General features: G+C 75.0%; 12 protein-coding genes. 2 read left to right on the top strand and 10 right to left on the bottom strand.

The features are described 5' to 3' along the window. Positions 1-61: 61 nt before the first annotated feature. Together ACIQ9P_RS06700 and ACIQ9P_RS06695 are read right to left on the bottom strand one after the other, a co-directional pair. Positions 62-877, bottom strand: a complete 816-nt coding sequence (locus ACIQ9P_RS06700) for a class I SAM-dependent methyltransferase (protein ID WP_402350778.1) — start codon at positions 875-877, stop codon at positions 62-64. A 13-nt stretch (positions 878-890) separates the two neighbouring features. Then, positions 891-1,991 carry a BadF/BadG/BcrA/BcrD ATPase family protein gene (locus ACIQ9P_RS06695; RefSeq protein ID WP_402350775.1) on the bottom strand — a complete coding sequence of 367 codons (1,101 nt, stop codon included), beginning with the start codon at positions 1,989-1,991 and terminating at the stop codon, positions 891-893. 415 nt (positions 1,992-2,406) lie between these two features. Here ACIQ9P_RS06695 and ACIQ9P_RS06690 point away from each other — a divergent pair, with 415 nt between their 5' ends. Continuing rightward, entirely contained in the window at positions 2,407-3,438 is a 1,032-nt protein-coding gene (locus ACIQ9P_RS06690; RefSeq protein ID WP_402350773.1) for an ArsR/SmtB family transcription factor, read from the top strand. Here the strand turns inward: ACIQ9P_RS06690 and ACIQ9P_RS06685 are convergent, their stop codons facing one another. From ACIQ9P_RS06685 to ACIQ9P_RS06670, 4 genes are all read right to left on the bottom strand, one after another. Then, positions 3,439-4,926, bottom strand: coding sequence for a SulP family inorganic anion transporter (locus ACIQ9P_RS06685; RefSeq protein WP_402350770.1), 1,488 nt, complete (start codon positions 4,924-4,926; stop codon positions 3,439-3,441). Positions 4,927-5,063: 137 nt separating this feature from the next. Then, entirely contained in the window at positions 5,064-5,666 is a 603-nt protein-coding gene (locus ACIQ9P_RS06680) for a carbonic anhydrase (RefSeq protein ID WP_402350768.1), read from the bottom strand. Positions 5,667-6,004: 338 nt separating this feature from the next. Beyond that, positions 6,005-8,368 (bottom strand): penicillin acylase family protein, encoded by a 2,364-nt coding sequence (locus tag ACIQ9P_RS06675; RefSeq protein ID WP_402350765.1) that lies wholly within the window; start codon positions 8,366-8,368, stop codon positions 6,005-6,007. A gap of 212 nt (positions 8,369-8,580) precedes the next feature. Beyond that, entirely contained in the window at positions 8,581-9,513 is a 933-nt protein-coding gene (locus tag ACIQ9P_RS06670; protein ID WP_402350762.1) for an alpha/beta fold hydrolase, read from the bottom strand. 72 nt (positions 9,514-9,585) lie between these two features. Here ACIQ9P_RS06670 and ACIQ9P_RS06665 point away from each other — a divergent pair, with 72 nt between their 5' ends. After that, entirely contained in the window at positions 9,586-10,191 is a 606-nt protein-coding gene (locus ACIQ9P_RS06665) for a TetR/AcrR family transcriptional regulator (RefSeq protein WP_402350759.1), read from the top strand. 21 nt (positions 10,192-10,212) lie between these two features. On the opposite strand, the gene ACIQ9P_RS06660 is transcribed toward ACIQ9P_RS06665, so the two are convergent. The 4 genes from ACIQ9P_RS06660 to ACIQ9P_RS06645 form a co-directional block, all read right to left on the bottom strand. Further along, positions 10,213-11,739: an alpha/beta hydrolase gene (locus ACIQ9P_RS06660; RefSeq protein WP_402350756.1), complete on the bottom strand. Its 1,527-nt coding sequence runs from the start codon at positions 11,737-11,739 to the stop codon at positions 10,213-10,215. A 165-nt stretch (positions 11,740-11,904) separates the two neighbouring features. Beyond that, complete coding sequence (locus ACIQ9P_RS06655; RefSeq protein ID WP_402350753.1) at positions 11,905-12,603, bottom strand: response regulator; 699 nt, start codon at positions 12,601-12,603, stop codon at positions 11,905-11,907. After that, positions 12,600-13,799 (bottom strand): sensor histidine kinase, encoded by a 1,200-nt coding sequence (locus ACIQ9P_RS06650; protein ID WP_402350751.1) that lies wholly within the window; start codon positions 13,797-13,799, stop codon positions 12,600-12,602. The genes ACIQ9P_RS06655 and ACIQ9P_RS06650 overlap by 4 nt, the downstream gene beginning before the upstream one ends. 212 nt (positions 13,800-14,011) lie before the next feature. Continuing rightward, entirely contained in the window at positions 14,012-16,243 is a 2,232-nt protein-coding gene (locus tag ACIQ9P_RS06645; protein ID WP_402350748.1) for an MMPL family transporter, read from the bottom strand. Positions 16,244-16,699 lie beyond the last annotated feature (456 nt).

The following is a 16,699-nucleotide window of genomic DNA, read 5'->3' as shown; positions in this document are numbered from 1 at the left end:
GTCGGCTCGTCCGGCGGGCCGGGTCGTCCGGCGGGCCAGTCGTCGGGCGGGCGCCAGACCGTCAGGCCGGCTTGCTCGCGCGGATCGAGTACATCAGCGGGACCCGGGGCTGACCGGCCGGGAAGCGGAAGCCCCGGTCGCGCTCCAGGACCGGGAACCGCGGGAACAGCGTGAAGTCGTGCTCGTGCAGGAACTCGACCCGCAGGCCCTCCGCCACCAGGGCGCTGAGGACCTCGCCGATCCCGTGCTGCCACTCGACGGTCGTGGTGGCCGAGGACGACACCTCGCCGTCGGTGTAGGTGCTGGGGTCGTCCCAGACCGTGGCGTCGCGGTCGAAGTAGTCGTACTCCACCGTCCGGCCGTCGTCGCCCAGGGTGTCGCCGAAGGGGTGGAACTCCGCCAGGTAGAGGAAGCCGCCCGGGGCCACCAGGGACGCCGCGGTGCGGGCCCAGCGCTCGATGTCCGGGAGCCAGCACAGCGCGCCCAGGCCGGTGTAGACGATGTCGAAGGTCTGCCCGTCGAGCGCCGTCACCGCCTCGTACACGTCGGAGACGACGAAACGGGCCGTGTCCGCGCCGATCTTCCCGGCCAGCTCGGTGGCGGCCTCCACCGCCGGCGCGGAGAAGTCCAGGCCGGTCACGGTGGCGCCGTGCCGGGCCCAGGACAGGGTGTCCAGGCCGATGTGGCACTGGAGATGGAGCAGGGACTTGCCGCTGACGTCACCGACCTCGGCCAGCTCGAAACCGCGTAGTGCCTCGTCGCCGGACACGAAGCCGGGGAGGTCGTAGAAATCGCTGGCAGTGTGGACCGGGACGCGGCCGTCCCAGTTGGCGCGATTGGTCGCGAGCCAGTCCTCGGGGGCAGGGGTCTTCTTCATACCGACCACGCTGTCAGAGCCGGGAACGCCGCTCAAACGCTTTTCGCCACCGCCACCGCCACCGGCCGTCGGCGGCGGGGAGGTCGAGGACGGCGAGGAGGGGCGGGTCCAGCGGCCAGGGGAAGTCCGGGGCGTCACTGCCGTCGGCAGTGACGGCAGTGACGGCAGCGGCGGCGGCCAGGCGGAGGGCGCCGAGCAGGGGCGGCCCGTCCGGCGGGCCCGGCCGGGCGGCCGGGAGGCGGACCGCGAGCGCGTCCAGGGTGGCCCGGCGCAGCGGGTCGAGGCGGAACAGACCGCCGGTCAGGGCCAGCCGGGGCCCGGCCTGTCCGGTGGCCGCGGCGGCGGCGGTCGCGGTGACGGCGATCTCCTCGCCCGCGCGGCGGACCAGGCCCGCCGCGACCGGACAGCCGTCCTCGGCGGCCGCGACCACCGCCGGGGCGAACTCCGCGAGCAGCGCCGCCCGGTCCGGACGCGGCTGGAGGGCCGCCGGGAGACCGGCCACCGGACCGTAGTGCCGCTCGGCGGCGGCCAGCAGGACGGGCGAACCCCCGTTGCGCCCGTCCTGCGCCCGCAGCGCCGCCTCCAGCCCGGCCCGGCCGATCCAGGCACCGCCACCGCAGTCCCCGAGCAGCTGGCCCCAGCCGTCGGCGCGGCACCACGGTCCGCCCGGGCGGTGGCCGATCGCGACCAGCCCCGTCCCCCCGGCCACCACCACCCCGGCGGCGGTGCCCAACCCGCCCACGTAGGCCGTGATCGCGTCCCCCGCGAGCACCAGCCGCCGGGCCCCGGTGGCCCGGGCGAGCGGACCGGGCAGCCGGGCGGCCAGGTCCCGGCCGAGCAGGGCCATCCCGGTGGCGCCCACCGCGACCGCGCCGATCCCGGCCCCGCCGGGCAGGCCGCCGACCAGGGTGTCGAGCGCGGGCAGCAGTCGGTCGAGCAGCGCCCGCGCGTCCTGTCCGCCCGCCGAGGCGGACACCCGTGCGGCGGCGGCCGACTCGACCGTCCGCACCGCCGTCGGACCGACGGGCCGACCGGCGGGCACCGCCCCGACCCGGATCCCGGAGCCGCCGACGTCGGCCCCGACCACCCAGCACTCCCCCGCCGCCCGCTCCATCCAGCCTCCGCCCGCCGCGCCATCGACCGTCCACCCCATGGTGCCCCCGGCGGAGGGCGGAGAGCGGAGAGCGGCGTGACGGGAGGCCGGCGCGGACCCGGCCGTCCCTGCGGCCCCCGGTGGGGCGGGGGCCGCAGGGGGATCGGACGCGCGGCGGCTTCACGGAGCGGCGGCGTGAGAGAGCGACGGCGTGACGGAGCTGCGGCGTGACGGAGCGGTGGCTGCCCGGTGCCGCCCCGGCCGAGGGCCCCGCCGGTGATCGCCCCCTTCCTGATCACGTCGATCTCCTTCGCTGCCGCGGTGGTTCGGATCCGGTCGCTCCGGACCCGGTCGGCACTGATCCATGGAATCGCCCGCCGGGGGGCCGGGTCGAATGATTCGATGAGGATCGAATGCACGGGCGGAAGGGGATGCGGTGCTCCGGATCGAGTTGGACGCGCGGGCCCTGGCGAACACCCGGTTCGTGATCTCGCCGCTCCACACCGTCACCGACAGCCTGTGGCTGCTCCGTTCGGCCGCCGGAGCGGGCGGACGCGGCCCGGGCGGGCCCGGCGCGGGCGGACGCGGCCCGGGCGCGCTGGTCCGGGAAGCGGTCCGCGAACGGCGGCTGGCCCTGCTGGAGTGCTTCTTCACCGGGGCGTGGACGTACATCCCCGATTTCCTCAATCCCCAGCCCGAGCAGCACGAGGAGTCGCTCGAACGGGAACTGCACGCGGTCGCCACGGTCGCCCCGGAGCGGCTGGCCGGGGAGATCAGGACGATGCTCGTGGGCGACGCGGGGCTCGGCATCACCGGCGGCCGCGCGCCGCGCGCCCTGCTGCGGGCACTCGACCGGGGCGAGACCGCGTTCGCCGAACTGGTCGCGGCCGAGCTCCACCAGCTCTGGCAGTCCGCCGTCGGACCGCGCTGGGCCGGCCTGCGCGCCCGGATCGACGCGGACATCGCCCGGCGGGCCCAGCTCTCCGCCCGGCAGGGCCTGGCGAGCGTGCTCGCCGGACTGCACCCGCGCGTCCTCCACGACGACGAGGGCGTCCGGCTGCTCGTCGAGGCCAGGGCGGAGCTCCCGGCGACGGCGCTGTACCTCACCCCGACCGTCTTCAGCTCCGACCTGCACGTCTCGGTCGACCCGCTGCCCGGCGCCCGGCAACTGCGGCCGATGATCCTGTACCCGGCGTTCCCGGACCCCGGTGCCGGCCCGGAGCCGGCTTCGGCGTCGGCCTCGCCCGCCGGTGACCTGATCGGCGCCACCAGGGCCCGGATCCTGGCCGACCTGGACTCCCCCCGGAGCACCACCGAACTGGCCGACCGCCACCGGCTCGCGGCCGGCACCGTCTCCTACCACCTCGGTGTCCTGCACCGCGCGGGCCTGCTGGTGCGGACCAGGTCCGGACGCCGGGCCCTCTACCAGCAGACCCCCCGGGCCGGGGCGCTGCGCCCGGAGGGCTGATCAGGCGGCCGCGGCGGGGAGGCCCACGAGTTCGGCGGAGCCGCTGCGGTTGTGGCGTTCCTGCCACTGCTCCAGGGCGCTGCGGCAGGCGTGGTCGAGATGCCGCACCCCGGCGAGGTCGAGCCGGACCGGGCGGTCCGCCGGCAGGCCCTCCAGGGCTTCGAGGGTCTCCAGGAGCCGTGGCAGCCGGAGGAAGGTGGCGCTGCCGTGGAGGGTCACCCGGACCGCGCCGTCGGGCAGTTCGGCGACGACGACCTGGAGGTGGGAGGTGTCCCAGGCGCTCTTGAGCACGGCGAGGAGGAGGCCGAGCAGGACGCCTTCGAGCAGGTTGGTCAGCACGATGGCGATCGCGGTGACGGCGAGGATCGCGGCCTCACCCCGGTCGGCCCGCCAGAGCGGGCGCAGGGTGCGCAGCGGGACCAGCTTGGCGCCGGCGTGGACCAGGACGCCGGCCAGGGCGGCGAGCGGGATCACGGAGAGGGCGGCGGGGACCAGCGCGGCGAAGAGCAGCAGCCAGACTCCGTGGAGCACCCGGGACGCCTTGGTCCGGGCGCCGGCCTGGACGTTGGCCGCGCTGCGGACGATCACGGCGGTCATGGGCAGGGCGCCCAGCAGGCCGCAGACCGTGTTGCCGACACCCTGGGCGAGCAGTTCGCGGTCGTAGTCGGTGCGCGGGCCGTGGTGCAGCCGGTCGACGGCGGCGGCGCTGAACAGGCTCTCGGCAGAGGCGATCAGCGCGAAGGCGAACGCGGTGCCGAGCACGCCGATACTGCCGAGAGCGGCGAGGTCGGAGACGGCGGGCAGGTCGACGACGCCGGCGAGGCCGGCCACCTCGACCCGGGCGACGGGCAGGTCGAACAGGGCGGTGACGGCCGTCGCGGCGGCGACGGCGGCGAGCGGCGCGGGGACCGTCCGGACCCGGGCGGGCAGGCGCGGCCAGAGCAGCAGGACGGCGATCGTGCCGGCGCCGATCGCGGCGGCGGCGAGCGCCCGTCCGTCCCCGGCGATGTCGGCGGCGAGGCCGGGCAGCCCGGCGAGTTTGGCGGGGCCGCCGGTGGGGCCCTTGATGTCGGCCAGCGCGTAGAGCTGACCGGCGATCAGGATCAGGCCGATGCCGGCCAGCATGCCCTGGACCACCGAGACGGAGATCGCCCGGAACAGCCGGCCGAGGCGGGCGGCTCCCATGGCGAGCTGGAGCAGCCCGGCCGCGGCGGTGATCACGCCGAGGGTGGCGAGACCGTGCTCCTGGACGGCGGCGAGGACGAGGACGGTCAGCCCGGCGGCGGGGCCGGACACCTGGAGGCTGCTGCCGGGCATCAGCCCGGTCACCAGACCGCCGACGATGCCGGTGACCAGGCCGAGTTCGGCCGGTACGCCGGAGGCGACGGCGACGCCCACGCAGAGCGGGAGCGCCACCAGGAAGACGACGAGGGAAGCGGGGAGGTCGGAGCGCAGCGTGCTCAGCCGAAGCGCGGGACGACGAGTCATCGGGTCCTCGGGAGAGTGTCGGTTCGGACGGCGGTCGCGGGACATCGGGCCGCGAGTCATCGGACCGCGGGACATCGGGCCGGAGGGCGGCGGGGCGTGCGGCCGCTGATCGTGCGGCGGCCCGTGCGGATCGGGGCTCACAGCGGGAGGAACAGACCGCTGTCGGGCCGGTGTTCGAGCACCAGACCGGTGTGGATCTCGTAGAACCAGCCGCGCAGCCGGATCCGCCCCTCGCGCAGCCGCCGGGCGACGGCGGGATAGCCGCGCAGCCGGTCGAGCTGGGCGAGGACGTGCCGCTGCACGGGGCCGGCGACGGTCGGGTCGAAGACGTCGGCCGCGTCGGCGCGGAGCACGGTCGGGTCGGCGTGGCGGAGCCAGTCGCGGACGGCGGGCACCACGCTGAGGTCCTCGTCGCGGACCACGGCGCCGACGGCGCCGCAGTGCGAGTGGCCGCAGACGACGATGTCGCGCACGCCCAGCACTTCGACGGCGTACTCGACGGTGGCGGTCTCCCCCGAGGCCCCGTCGGCCCGGTAGACGGGGACGATGTTGCCCGCGGTGCGCAGCTCGAAGAGGTCGCCGGGGTCGGCGTTGGTGATCAGGGCCGGGACCACCCGGGAGTCGGAACAGGTGATGAACAGGGCCTGCGGGCTCTGGCCGGCGGCGAGACCGGTGAGTTCGCGGCCCGCGTCCCCGACCCGCTGCGGGAACGCCCGGGCCCGGTCGATGAGCGGTTCCATGGGAGTGGCTGCCTCCTTCGGTGACGTCAGGTGCTGCTCTGCTCACCTGACGTTGCGTCAAGAGCGAGTAAAACACGGGTATGGGGCAAGCAAAAGTGAGTTCTGGGCGCAGAGTGTGCCGATCCGGTTAACATCCTGTTGCCGCGAACGAAATGCCGTCCTCCGCTACGGAATTCGCAGGTCAACCGGTATCGAGCAGTCCGGTCGGCAGTCGGCGCGCAGAATTCTCCGTGCGCCCCTACGGCAGCTGCGCGCCCTCCCCGCACCCCCCGGGCTACCGCCGTCCGGGTGAACGGCGGCGACCCGGGAGGAGCACTCGGGGCCGCGGTGACGGCCGGTCAGCGCCGCAGCGTCGTGACGGTGAGGCCCGGGGCGGAACGGATCTCGGCCTCGGTGAACCGTTCGGTCACCCACTGCTTGCGGGCGTAGCGGCGGGTCTGGTCGGTGAAGTGCGGCGAGGTCGGGTCGGCCGACTCCCCGTAGGTGAGCAGGGTCCGGGTGCGCGGGCCCCGTTCGGTCAGCTCGGTGGCCATCAGGAAGGTCCCGCCGTGCGGGACGCTCCGGACGTCCGTCGGGTAGGTGCCGCCGCCCGCGCCCGAGTCCGGGGCGGCCGACAGCGCGTTGAAGCAGCCCAACTCCCCCGGGCAGCCGTGCAGCGGGATGCCCGCCCAGCGCTGCACCCGGCCGATCGGGGCGGCCACCGGCAGGCCCCGGGCCGCCAGATCGCGCACCGCGTCGGCGAGGGCCCGCTGCGCGTCCGGGTGGCCGGGGTCGATGCCGCGCGGGGTGGTCAGCGGCCGGGCCGGGTCGTAGGGAACGGTCTGCCAGGCCGTGCCGCGGGTCGCGGCGAGCCGCTCGCGGAACGCCTGCCAGAGAACCGTGCCGGGACTGTCGGCGTCCGCCCGGGTGTCCCAGGCCGCGAGCACGCCGCAGGCGGCCCGGACGTCGACCCGGGTACCGTCCCCGGCCGTGAGCACGGGGTGGGCGCGGCACAGGGCGACGGCGTCGTCCCGGTCGAGCTCGGCGCTCTGCACGCGGTTGCCGAACATGGTGGCCTGGAGCGAGGCGAGGGTGAAGCCGGGCGCGCCGAGGCCGTCGGTACCGGCCCGCCGGTCGGCGATCATGCGCAGACTCAACTGCGGCCGCTGGTCCAGCTCCCGGCCGGGGTTGTAGACGGCGGGCAGGCCCGCCATCGGGGCCTCCGCATTGGTCAGGTAGGGGCCGTTGTTGGCGTTGGCGACGTAGTCGGTCCGGGTCAGCGCCGGGTGACTGGCGGGGCCGAAGACGCCGGGCACCAGGGCGTCCGGGTCGCCGCCCAGGTCGCAGGCGGTCGTCGAGCCGTCCAGGACGCCGTCGACGATCGGGTCCGGGACGGCGCAGCGGGCGCGCAGCTCGTCGGTCACCCGCGGGACGGCGGAGGAGTCGGTGAACCAGGTGGTCCCGGTGGAGTCGACGGCCGTGGTGTACACCCACGGCGCGCCCTGGAAGGTGCGCTGGGCCTGCCGCAGCTGGTCGAGGTTCTGCGCCCGGCCGACCGCCATCCACTCGTCGACGGAGCGGAGGTTGTCGGCGTTGGCGTCGCGGAGGGTGTAGGCGTGGTCGGCGGTCCACCCCTCGGCGATGACGAAGCCGTGACGGGACCGGTAGACGGTGCGGTCGACGGTGGAGAGCGCGCCGTCGGCGGCCCGGACGGTGACCGGAACGGTCTGCCGCTCCATCCGCTCGACCCTGCCGTCCACCACGTAGGCGGTCGGGTCGCCGGGGACGAGGTTCAGCCGGTAGGCGGTGAGGTGGTCGGCGTAGCTGGTGGTGTGGCTCCAGGCGAGGCCCCGGGTGTGGCCGATCTGGAGCACGGGCAGGCCGTGCAGCCCGGCACCGGCGACGTCCAGGACGCCGGGGATGGTCAGCTGGGCCTGGTAGAACCGCAGGGATCCGGCCCACGGGAGATGGGGGTTGGCCAGCAGCAGGCCGTTGCCCTCGCGGGTGGCGTCCCGGCCGATCGCCCAGGCGTTGCTGCCGAGATCGGGGCTGTCGGCGGCGCGGGCCGGGCCCGGGCCGCCGAACGCGACGGGTCCGCCGGGCCGCGCGCCCGCTCCCGGGACGGCCGTGCCGACCGACCCGCGCGGGCTGCCCGCGAGGGTGTCGATGTCGAGGGCGATCCCCCAGACGTCCTCGGCGGTGATCGGCCCGACCCATCCCTTCCCCCGGCAGGACGGGTCCGACAGGCGGTCGGCACCGGTGTCGCGCAGATAGCGGTTGTAGCCCGCGACGTAGCCGTCCACCAGCGTCCGCGCCTGGCCGGTCGGCCCGAGCGGCGCCGGGGCGGCCAGCAGGCGCCGCACGGTGCCGGACCGCACCACGGCCTGCTGGTAGGTGTCGCTCACCAGGTTGGGCACGCCGTCGAGGTTCACGCCGTCGGCCCCGAACCACCGGGAGCGCTCGCCGCGCACACTGACCACCTGGTCGGCGAGCGCGCATACGTTGTCCTGTGCGAAGGCGTACCCGTAGCCGTAGCCGAGTCCGCCGTAGTCGTGCGCCAGGACGTGCGGGACACCGAACTCGGTGCGGCGGACCTTGGCCGTCCAGCCGCCGCCGTCGGCGGTGAGCTCGCCGCCGTCACCCGCGGCGGCCCGCGCCGATCCCGGCACCAGCCCGGCGAGCAGCACCGAGGCCAGGCCGAGGGCGAGCGTGGATCCGGTCAACCTCCTTGTTCGCCGGAGCGCCTGACGATCCTTCATTTCTCTTGACTCCGTCATGGCCCCACGCTGTCGCGCCGCCCGCCCGCCGGTCATCGCTCCCCGGGACGACCCGCCCGTCGGCCGCAGGTCCGAGACGAACACCCCTCACGGAGGGGGCACGCCCGGCCCGGACCATCCCCGTGGGGGACGAACCGCCGGACGGTCCCCGGCTCCACTCACGGGGACGGAGCGGCCGGTCGTTCGGGGAGCGTCCCGGTCCGATCCGGACCGCTCGCGGCGATGAACCGCAGGAGGCGTTCGTTGACCAGGTCGGGGCGCTCCAGGTTGAGGCCGTGGCCGGCCCGCCGGACGGTCTCGGCCCGGACGCCCGGGATCAGGGCGGTGACCCGCTCCAGCACCCGGCGGGGGCGGAGCAGGGCGCTGCGACTGCCGAGCAGGACGAGGACGGGCAGGCGGATCGAGCGCAGTTCCTCGTCGGTGAAGGGCCGGGCCGCCGGGCGGGTGTTCGGCTTGTAGGTCCGCATGCCCAGCATCAGCGGGGCGATCATCTCGGGCGGCGAGCTCAGGGCGGGATTGGCGAGCAGGCGCCCGACCGCGGGCCGGAGCGGACGCGGGACGAGCAGTCCGAACAGTCCGGCGACCATGTGCGCGTAGAACCGCGCGGGGACCTTCTCGATCCCGCCGGGATCCAGCGGTGCGACCGAGGCGAGGCGGTCGGGCGCGCGCACGGCCTGGTTGAGGGCCAGCCATCCGCCGTAGGAGAGGCCGACCAGGTGGACGCGCTCCAGCCCGAGTCCGGCGAGCACCTCCCCGAGCCAGGCAGCGTTCTCCTCGGGACCGGCCGCGACAGCGCGCTGCACGCTGCGGCCGGGGTCGTCCAGGGTGTCGATCGCGTAGACCGGGTGGTTCTCACCCAGGGCGGCGACCTGCGGATACCAGTTGGAGGCGTGTCCGGCGTGTCCGTGCAGGAGCACGACCGGCTCGCCGGTCCGGGCGCCGTAGCGGTGGACGTGGACGGTGCCGTAGGCGGTTTCGACGTCCAGTTCCTCGCGCGGCCCGGGCCACAGCTCCATGGCGCGGTCGTATGCCGCCAGGAACTTCCCGCGGGCTTCCTCGCTGACGAAATGTCCGATACTCGCTCTGGTCATGGCCCCTCCCGGACGCAGAACCGCAGAATTTGATGGTACGTTTGTACCATAAAAACGTTCGAGAGGAACCCGATGCCGAAGCTGGTCGACCATGACGAGCGCCGGGCCCGGATCATCGACGCCCTGCTCCGCACGGCCGCCGACACCGGGCTGCACGCCGTCACCATGCGGTCCGTCGCCGCCGGGGCGGGCATCTCTGTGCGGCTCGTGCAGTACTACTTCGACACCAAGGAGCAGTTGCTGCTCGCCGCGATGGACCGCCTGACGACACGGATGGGCGAGCGGGTCCGCGACCGGGTGCGCGCGGCCGGACCGTCACCGACTCCGCGCGACATCGTCGAAGCGGTCCTGCTCGAAGCCGTCCCCACCGACGAGGAGGGCCGGGTCTTCCACCTCGTCCACACCGAGTACGCGGTGCTCTCCCTCACCGACCCCGCCCTCGGCGGCCGGGACTTCCTCGTGGCACCCGACGAGATGGAAGCCTTCCTCGTCGGGCAGCTCGAAGCCGCCCAGCGGTCCGGCGAGGCCGACCCGCGGCTCGACGCCCGCCAGGAGGCCGCGATCCTCCTCGCCGCCTCGGCCGGCCTCGGCCTGAGCGTCCTGCTCGGCCAGCGCACGCCGGCCGAGGCGGTCGCGGCCCTCCGCTACCACCTCGGCCGGCTGTTCACCGGGGCGTGAGCCCGCCGGGGGCGCCCGCGGTCAGCCGTCGACGGCGGCCGGGACCGGGTCCGGGGCGCAGGTGAGGTCGCGGGGCGGGAGGGTGCCGGTGGTCAGGAAGAGGTCGGCGGCGGTGACCGCGCAGGACGGGGTGGAGCGGTCGTAGGCGCCGTGGTTGCCGCTGTCGACGGTGACCATGCGGGCGCGCCCGCCGAGGGTCGCGCGCATGGCCAGGGCGCCGACCAGGGGCGTGGCCGGATCGCGCTCGGTCTGGAGCAGCAGGATGTTCGCGGGCCCCCGGCCGGTGATCCGGACGGCGGGCTCGACCGGGGCCGGCCAGAACGCGCAGGGCCAGATGTTGGCGCCCATGCCGGCCACGATCGGGTTCCGCTGCCGGCTGTCGGCGACGGCCCGCCGGTAGTGGCCGAGGTCGCGCGGTGCCGGGGTGTCGCCGCAGAGCACGGCGGTGAGCGCGGCCACGTCGTTGTCGTCCGGGATGCCCGGGGTGCCCTTGGCCAGCCACCAGTACGGAACCGGGCCGGCGCCGTCGTCGGCGAGGAAGCGCCACCAGTCGGCGATCTCCTGGAACAGCGCGGTGTGGTAGGAGTCCAGCCGGTAGAGGGTGCGCCACAGGTTGCCGTTGACCGGCCCCGCCACCGGGTGGGTCACCGGGGTCCGGTCCAGTTTCGCGGCCAGGGCGAGGTAGCTGGCGCGGACGGCCGCCGGGGTGGCGCCGAAGCGCAGGGCGCTGTCGCGCTCGGCCGCCCAGCGGGCGAAGTCCTCGAAACGCAGCTCACCGGCGCGGTCCCAGGTGGCCAGCCGGTCCTGCCAGGTCGCATTGGGACTGACGTTGCCGTCCAGCACGAAGCGGTCGGCCCGCCCCGGGAACAGCTCGGCGTAAACGACGCCCAGGTAGGTGCCGTAGGACGCGGCGCGGTAGGAGATCCTCGGCTCACCGAGCGCGGCCCGGATCCGGTCCAGGTCGCGGGCCGTGTTCGCGGTGGTCAGACGGCGGATCCACTCGCCGTTGCGGGCCAGGCAGTCGCGCGCCAGGTCCCGGGCGAACCGCACGTTCGGGGCGATCGAGCCGTCCGGCGCGGGGAACGGGAAGACCAGCTCGTACGGCACCTCGGAGGCCGTCCGCCCGCAGCTGACCGGGGTGCTGCGGCCGACCCCGCGCGGGTCGAAGCCCACCAGGTCGTAGCGGTCCAGCACCTCCCGCGGGTAGCCGGACTCCTGGGCGCTCGGCAGGTGCAGGCTCGCCACCCCCGGGCCGCCGCCGTTGTGGACCAGGATCCCCCGGCGCAGCCCCGGCTTCGCGGTGGGGAGCCGGGACACCGCGATCCCGATGGTCCGCCCGCGCGGCTCGCGGTAGTCCAGCGGGACCTTCAGGGTGGTGCAGCGCAGCCGGGGGTCCACCGGGGCCCCGGACGGGTCGGCGGGGCAGTCGGTCCAGACCAGCGGGGCGGTCGGCTGCTTCGGTGCCGCTTCGGCGGCGCCGGCGCCGACGGTCACTGCGGCGAGGGCCAGGGCGAGGGCGAGGGCCAGGGCGGTGCCGACGGTTCTCAAGGGGCCGGTGGGTCGTAATCTCCTCAACATAGGTCTGGACCATAGGGATGACACCGCCGGGTGTCATCCCCCCGGAGCGGTACAAATCAGCGGCCACGGATCAGCGGTACGGGTGATCGGTACGGGTGAACGGTGCGGCCCGGCGGCGGGGATCACCCGTGCGGATCAGTCGTTCGGTCGGCCCGGGGCCGGGCGGGGCGTCCGGACCAGACCGGTCTGGTAGGCGAGGGCGACGAGTTGGGCGCGGTCGCGGGCGTCCAGCTTGGCCATCGCCCGGTGGATGTGGGTGCGCACCGTGAAGGGGCTGACGAACATCCGGGCGGCGATCTCCTCGTTGCCGAGCCCGGTGGCCGCCATCGCCATCACCTCGCGCTCCCGGGCGGTGAGCACGGCGAGACGCTCCGGGGTGGCCGCCGGGGGCCCGTCCGGGTCTGGCTGGGCGAGCAGGCGGTCGATGACGGCGCGGGTGGCGGCCGCCGACAGCAGCGGTTCGCCGGCCGCGACCCGGCGCAGGGCGGCCAGCAGTTCGGTGGGCTCGGCGTCCTTGCCCAGGAAGCCGCCGGCCCCGGCGCGCAGGGCCTGCGCGACGTAGTCGTCGATCTCGAAGGTGGTGAGGATCAGCACCCGCGTACCGGTGAGGTCGGGGTCGCCGCAGATGGCGGCGGTGGCGGAGAGGCCGTCGACCCCGGGCATCCGGATGTCCATCAGGACCACGTCGGGGCGGGTGGTCCGGGCCAGTTCGACCGCCTCCCGGCCGTCGGCGGCCTCGCCGACCACCTCCATGTCGTCCTCGGCGTCGATGAGGACGCGGAAGGCACCGCGCAACAGGGCCTGGTCGTCGGCGAGCAGTACTCGGATGGTCACGCGGGTTCCTCTCGGGCGGCTGTGCGCAGGGGCAGTTCGGCGGAGACCAGGAAACCGCCGCCGGGACGGCGGTCGGCGGTGAGGCGTCCGCCCACGGCGGCGGCGCGCTCGCGCATGCCGATCAGGCCGAAGCCGCCGCCGGCGGGGGCGGACGCGGGCCGGACCGGGCGCGGCGGGCGGTCGTTGGCGACGGTCAGCAGGAACCGGCCGCCGGAGTAGGTCAGGGTGACGTCGGCGGCGCTGCCCGCGGCGTGCTTGGCCACGTTGGTCAGGGACTCCTGGAGGATCCGGTACGCGGTGAGGTCGACGCCCGGGGAGAGCCGCTGCCGCTCCCCCTCGACCGTGAGCCGCACCGGCAGCCCCGCCCGTTCGAAGGCGTCGACGAGGTCGGGCAGCCGGTCCAGGCCGGGGGCCGGTTCGAGCGGGGCCTCCGGGTCGTCGGGGCGCCGCAGCAGGCCGACCGTGGCCTTGAGCTCGCGCAGCGCGGAGCCGGTGGCGTCGGTGAGATGGCTGAGCATCTCGCGGGCCTGGGCCGGGTTGCGGTCGAGCAGGTGGACGGCGATCCCGGCCTGGGCGTTGGCGAGCGCGATGTGGTGCGCGACGACGTCGTGCAGGTCGCGGGCGATCCGGATGCGTTCGTCGGCGACCCGGCGGCGGGCCTCCTCCTCCCGGGTGCGTTCGGCCCGTTCGGCGCGTTCCTCGATGGCGGCCAGGTGGGCCCGGCGGGTGCGGACCGAGTCGCCGATGGCGCCGGGCAGCAGGATCCAGGCGACGAAGCCGATCCGGGCGCCGATCGGGGCACCGGGCTCGGCGACGAACGTGGCTCCGGTGACCAGGGCGGCCGAGACGGCGGTGGCGACCCGCGCGGTGGTGCGGTCGGTGTGGACCGCGAGGAAGTAGAGCGCGACGATCAGCGGGGTGACCAGCCCGACGTTGAGCTGGGTCGCGACGAGGCAGATGGCCAGGGCGCCGGCGAAGGCGATCCCGAACAGCGCGCGGGGGTGGCGCCGGTGGAGGAAGACGGCGGCGCTGGTGACGACGGCCAGTGCCAGTGCCCGCGGGTTGGGCGCCAGGTGGTTGCCGAGGCGGTCGACGGTGGTGGTGCCGGCGGTGGCGGTGAAGACGCCGAGCACGAGCAGCGTGTCGAGCAGGCGGGGGTGGCGGCGGCGGAAGCGGCGCGGCCAGGTGTCGGTCATGCTCGGTTCTCCACGGGCCCGGACCGATCGGCGAGGGGTACGGGCGGTTGGGCGTGTACTGCGGACGCAGTACACGGTCGTTCGGTTCGACTACGGTCCGCCGGTGGCGTTCGCCTGCGGTTCGTACCATTTTGACCGGTCGGGCGCGGCGGCCGGAACGCGGGCCGCCCCGCCGCGGTCCCGGGGAGAGGGATCGCGGCGGGGCGGAGCACTCAGACGCCGACCGAGTGGCGGGCCGGTTCGGTACCGCTCCCGTCGCCGGGGGCGACGGGAAGCGGGGGCTCGGTCCGCAGGTTGGCGCCCTCGACGTCGATATCGGGGACGATCCGCTCCAGCGGGCGCGGCAGCCACCAGGCCCGGCGGCCGAGCAGCGCGAGGGCGGCCGGGACGATCGCCATCCGGACCACGAACGCGTCGAAGGCGACGGCGGCGGCCAGGCCGAAGCCCATCATCTTGATCATCGGCTCGTTCATGCCGATGAAGCCGGCGAAGACGCTGATCATGATGAGCGCGGCCGCCGTGACCACCCGGGCGTTGTACCGGAAGCCGGTGACCACGGCCTCGCCGGGCTCCTCGCCGTGCACGTACGCCTCGCGGATCCGGGTGACCAGGAACACCTCGTAGTCCATGGCCAGACCGAACACCACCCCGATCATGAAGATCGGCATCATGCTCATCACCGGGCCGGTCTGCTGGATGCCGATCAGCTCGGCCAGCCAGCCCCACTGGAAGACCGCGACGACGGCGCCGAGCGCGGCGGCCACCGAGAGCAGGAATCCGGCGGCGGCCTTGATCGGCACGAGCACCGAGCGGAAGACCACCAGCAGCAGCACCACGGCGAGGCCGACGACCACCGCCAGGTAGGGCAGCAACGCGTCGTTGAGCTTCTGCGAGACGTCGATGTTCATCGCCGTCGGACCGCTGACCAGGACGGTCGCACCGGTGGCCGACTTGAGGCCCGGTGCCTTGTCACGGATGGCGTGGACCAGGTCGGTGGTCGCCGCCTCGCTCGGCCCGGTGGTCGGCATGACGGTGACCAGCGCGGTGTCCCCGGCCTGGTTGAAGGCCCCCGGGGTGACGGCCAGTACGCCGGGCAGGCCCTTCACGGCGTCGCCCACCTGCTGGGCGGCGGCCTTCGGGTCGGGCGCGCCCTTGGCGTCGACCAGCAGGGTCAGCGGACCGTTGAAGCCGGGGCCGAAGCCCTCGGAGAGGTGGTCGTACGCGCGGCGCTGGGTGGTCGAGGTGGGCTTCGCCTCGTCGCCCGGCAGGCCGAGCCGCAGGTCGAGCGCGGGCAGGGCGAGCACACCGAGCCCGATCACACCGCCGACCAGGACGGCGACCGGGCGGCGCAGCACGAACCGGGCCCAGCGGGTACCGCCGTTGGGGCGACCGGCGGCGCCCGCCGCGGCGGCCCGCCGCGGGGAGCGGAGCTTGCGCGGCAGCACCCGCTGGCCCATGAAGCCCAGCAGTGCCGGGACGAGGGTGAGTGCGACCAGGACGGCGATCACCACGGTGCCGGCCGCCGCCAGGCCCATCTTGGCGAGCAGCGGGATCCCCACCACGGAGAGCCCGGCCAGCGCGATGATCACGGTGAGTCCCGCGAACACCACGGCCGATCCGGCCGTGCCGACGGCCCGCCCGGCGGCCTCCTTGGGCGCGTACCCGTCAAGCAGCTCGGCCCGGTAGCGGGAGACGATGAAGACCGCGTAGTCGATCCCGACGGCGAGGCCCAGCATCATCGCCAGGGTGCTGGTGGTGCTGGACAGGCCGAGCACGCTGCCGAGCCCGGTGATCAGCGCGATGCCGAGGCCGACGCCGATCACCGCGGTGAGCAGCGGGAGGCCGGCGGCCAGCAGCGAACCGAAGGTGATCACCAGGACCACGGCCGATATCGCCATGCCGATCGCCTCGGCGGATCCGCCCGCCTCGCCCCCGGCCATCAGGGCCGTACCGCCGATGTCCACGGTCAGACCGGCGTCCCGCGCGTGCTGGGCGGCCTGCTCCAGGGCGTCGGTGGCCCCGGTGGAGACCTTGCCGGGCTTGGCGTCGTAGCTGATCGTCGCGTACGCGGTGGTGCCGTCCTGGGACACCGCGCCGGTCTTGAACGGGCCGCTGGCCCCGACGACCTGCTCGCCGTGGGCGAGCTCGGCGACCGCGTTCTCGACCGTCTGCTGGTTGGCGGCGGCGGTGATCTTCTGGCCGGACGGCGCGACGAAGACGATCCGGGCCGAGGCGCCGTCGGACGTCGCGCCGGGGAAGCGCTCGTCCATGAGGTCGAACGCCTTCTGCGCCTCGGTGCCGGGCATGGCGAAGCCGTCGTCGGGAGCGGCGGGCGCCTTGGCGGCCAGCACCCCCACGGCGGCCAGCAGGGCGACCCAGAGCAGGGTCACCAGCCGGCGCCTGAGGAAGGACCATCGGCCCAGGCGGTAGAGGAAAGTGGCCACGGGAGAGCGGACTCCTTCGGATGTCGGGGGTCTGTGCGGTGTCGGGCGTCTGTGCGGTGTCGGGTCTGCGGTGTCGGGCGTGTGCTGTCGGGCGTGCGGTCGGGTTTCGGACGGCACGGGCCCGACAACAACAGGTCCGCCGGTCGGCGGGCGGGAGGTCGGTGACCGGGAACGCCGTCCGGCCGGCACGGCCAGGGGTTCCCGGAGCATGGCAATCCTGCGTCGGCGGGGGTCTCGTCGGCGTCGGCCCTGTGCAGGCATTCGGGGCTACTGCGGACGCAGCAGGACGACCCGGACGGCGTAGTGCCCGCGGCGCGACGCCGTCCGCCCGGCTCCGACCTGCGACCGAGGGGCGGCGGTCCGGCTCCGACCCGCGGCCGAGGGCCGGGTCACCCGGGCGGAGGCACGGACGGGCCGCGCCCCGGTGGGCGAAGTAGCGTGAGGTGCCTGGGCCGG

Origin of the sequence: Kitasatospora sp. NPDC094019 (genome assembly GCF_044764505.1) — a bacterium.
Classification (GTDB): domain Bacteria; phylum Actinomycetota; class Actinomycetes; order Streptomycetales; family Streptomycetaceae; genus Kitasatospora.
Note: the sequence above shows the minus strand (reverse complement) of the source record. Positions and strands in the feature narration are given on the sequence as shown.

Excerpts from the sequence above, each read along its gene's own strand:
- ACIQ9P_RS06665 (WP_402350759.1), top strand. The coding sequence starts at position 9,586 with ATGCCGAAGCTGGTCGACCATGACGAGCGCCGGGCCCGGATCATCGAC.
- ACIQ9P_RS06650 (WP_402350751.1), bottom strand. The coding sequence starts at position 13,799 with ATGACCGACACCTGGCCGCGCCGCTTCCGCCGCCGCCACCCCCGCCTG.
- ACIQ9P_RS06680 (WP_402350768.1), bottom strand. The coding sequence starts at position 5,666 with ATGGAACCGCTCATCGACCGGGCCCGGGCGTTCCCGCAGCGGGTCGGG.
- ACIQ9P_RS06685 (WP_402350770.1), bottom strand. The coding sequence starts at position 4,926 with ATGACTCGTCGTCCCGCGCTTCGGCTGAGCACGCTGCGCTCCGACCTC.
- ACIQ9P_RS06670 (WP_402350762.1), bottom strand. The coding sequence starts at position 9,513 with ATGACCAGAGCGAGTATCGGACATTTCGTCAGCGAGGAAGCCCGCGGG.
- ACIQ9P_RS06695 (WP_402350775.1), bottom strand. The coding sequence starts at position 1,991 with ATGGAGCGGGCGGCGGGGGAGTGCTGGGTGGTCGGGGCCGACGTCGGC.
- ACIQ9P_RS06700 (WP_402350778.1), bottom strand. The coding sequence starts at position 877 with ATGAAGAAGACCCCTGCCCCCGAGGACTGGCTCGCGACCAATCGCGCC.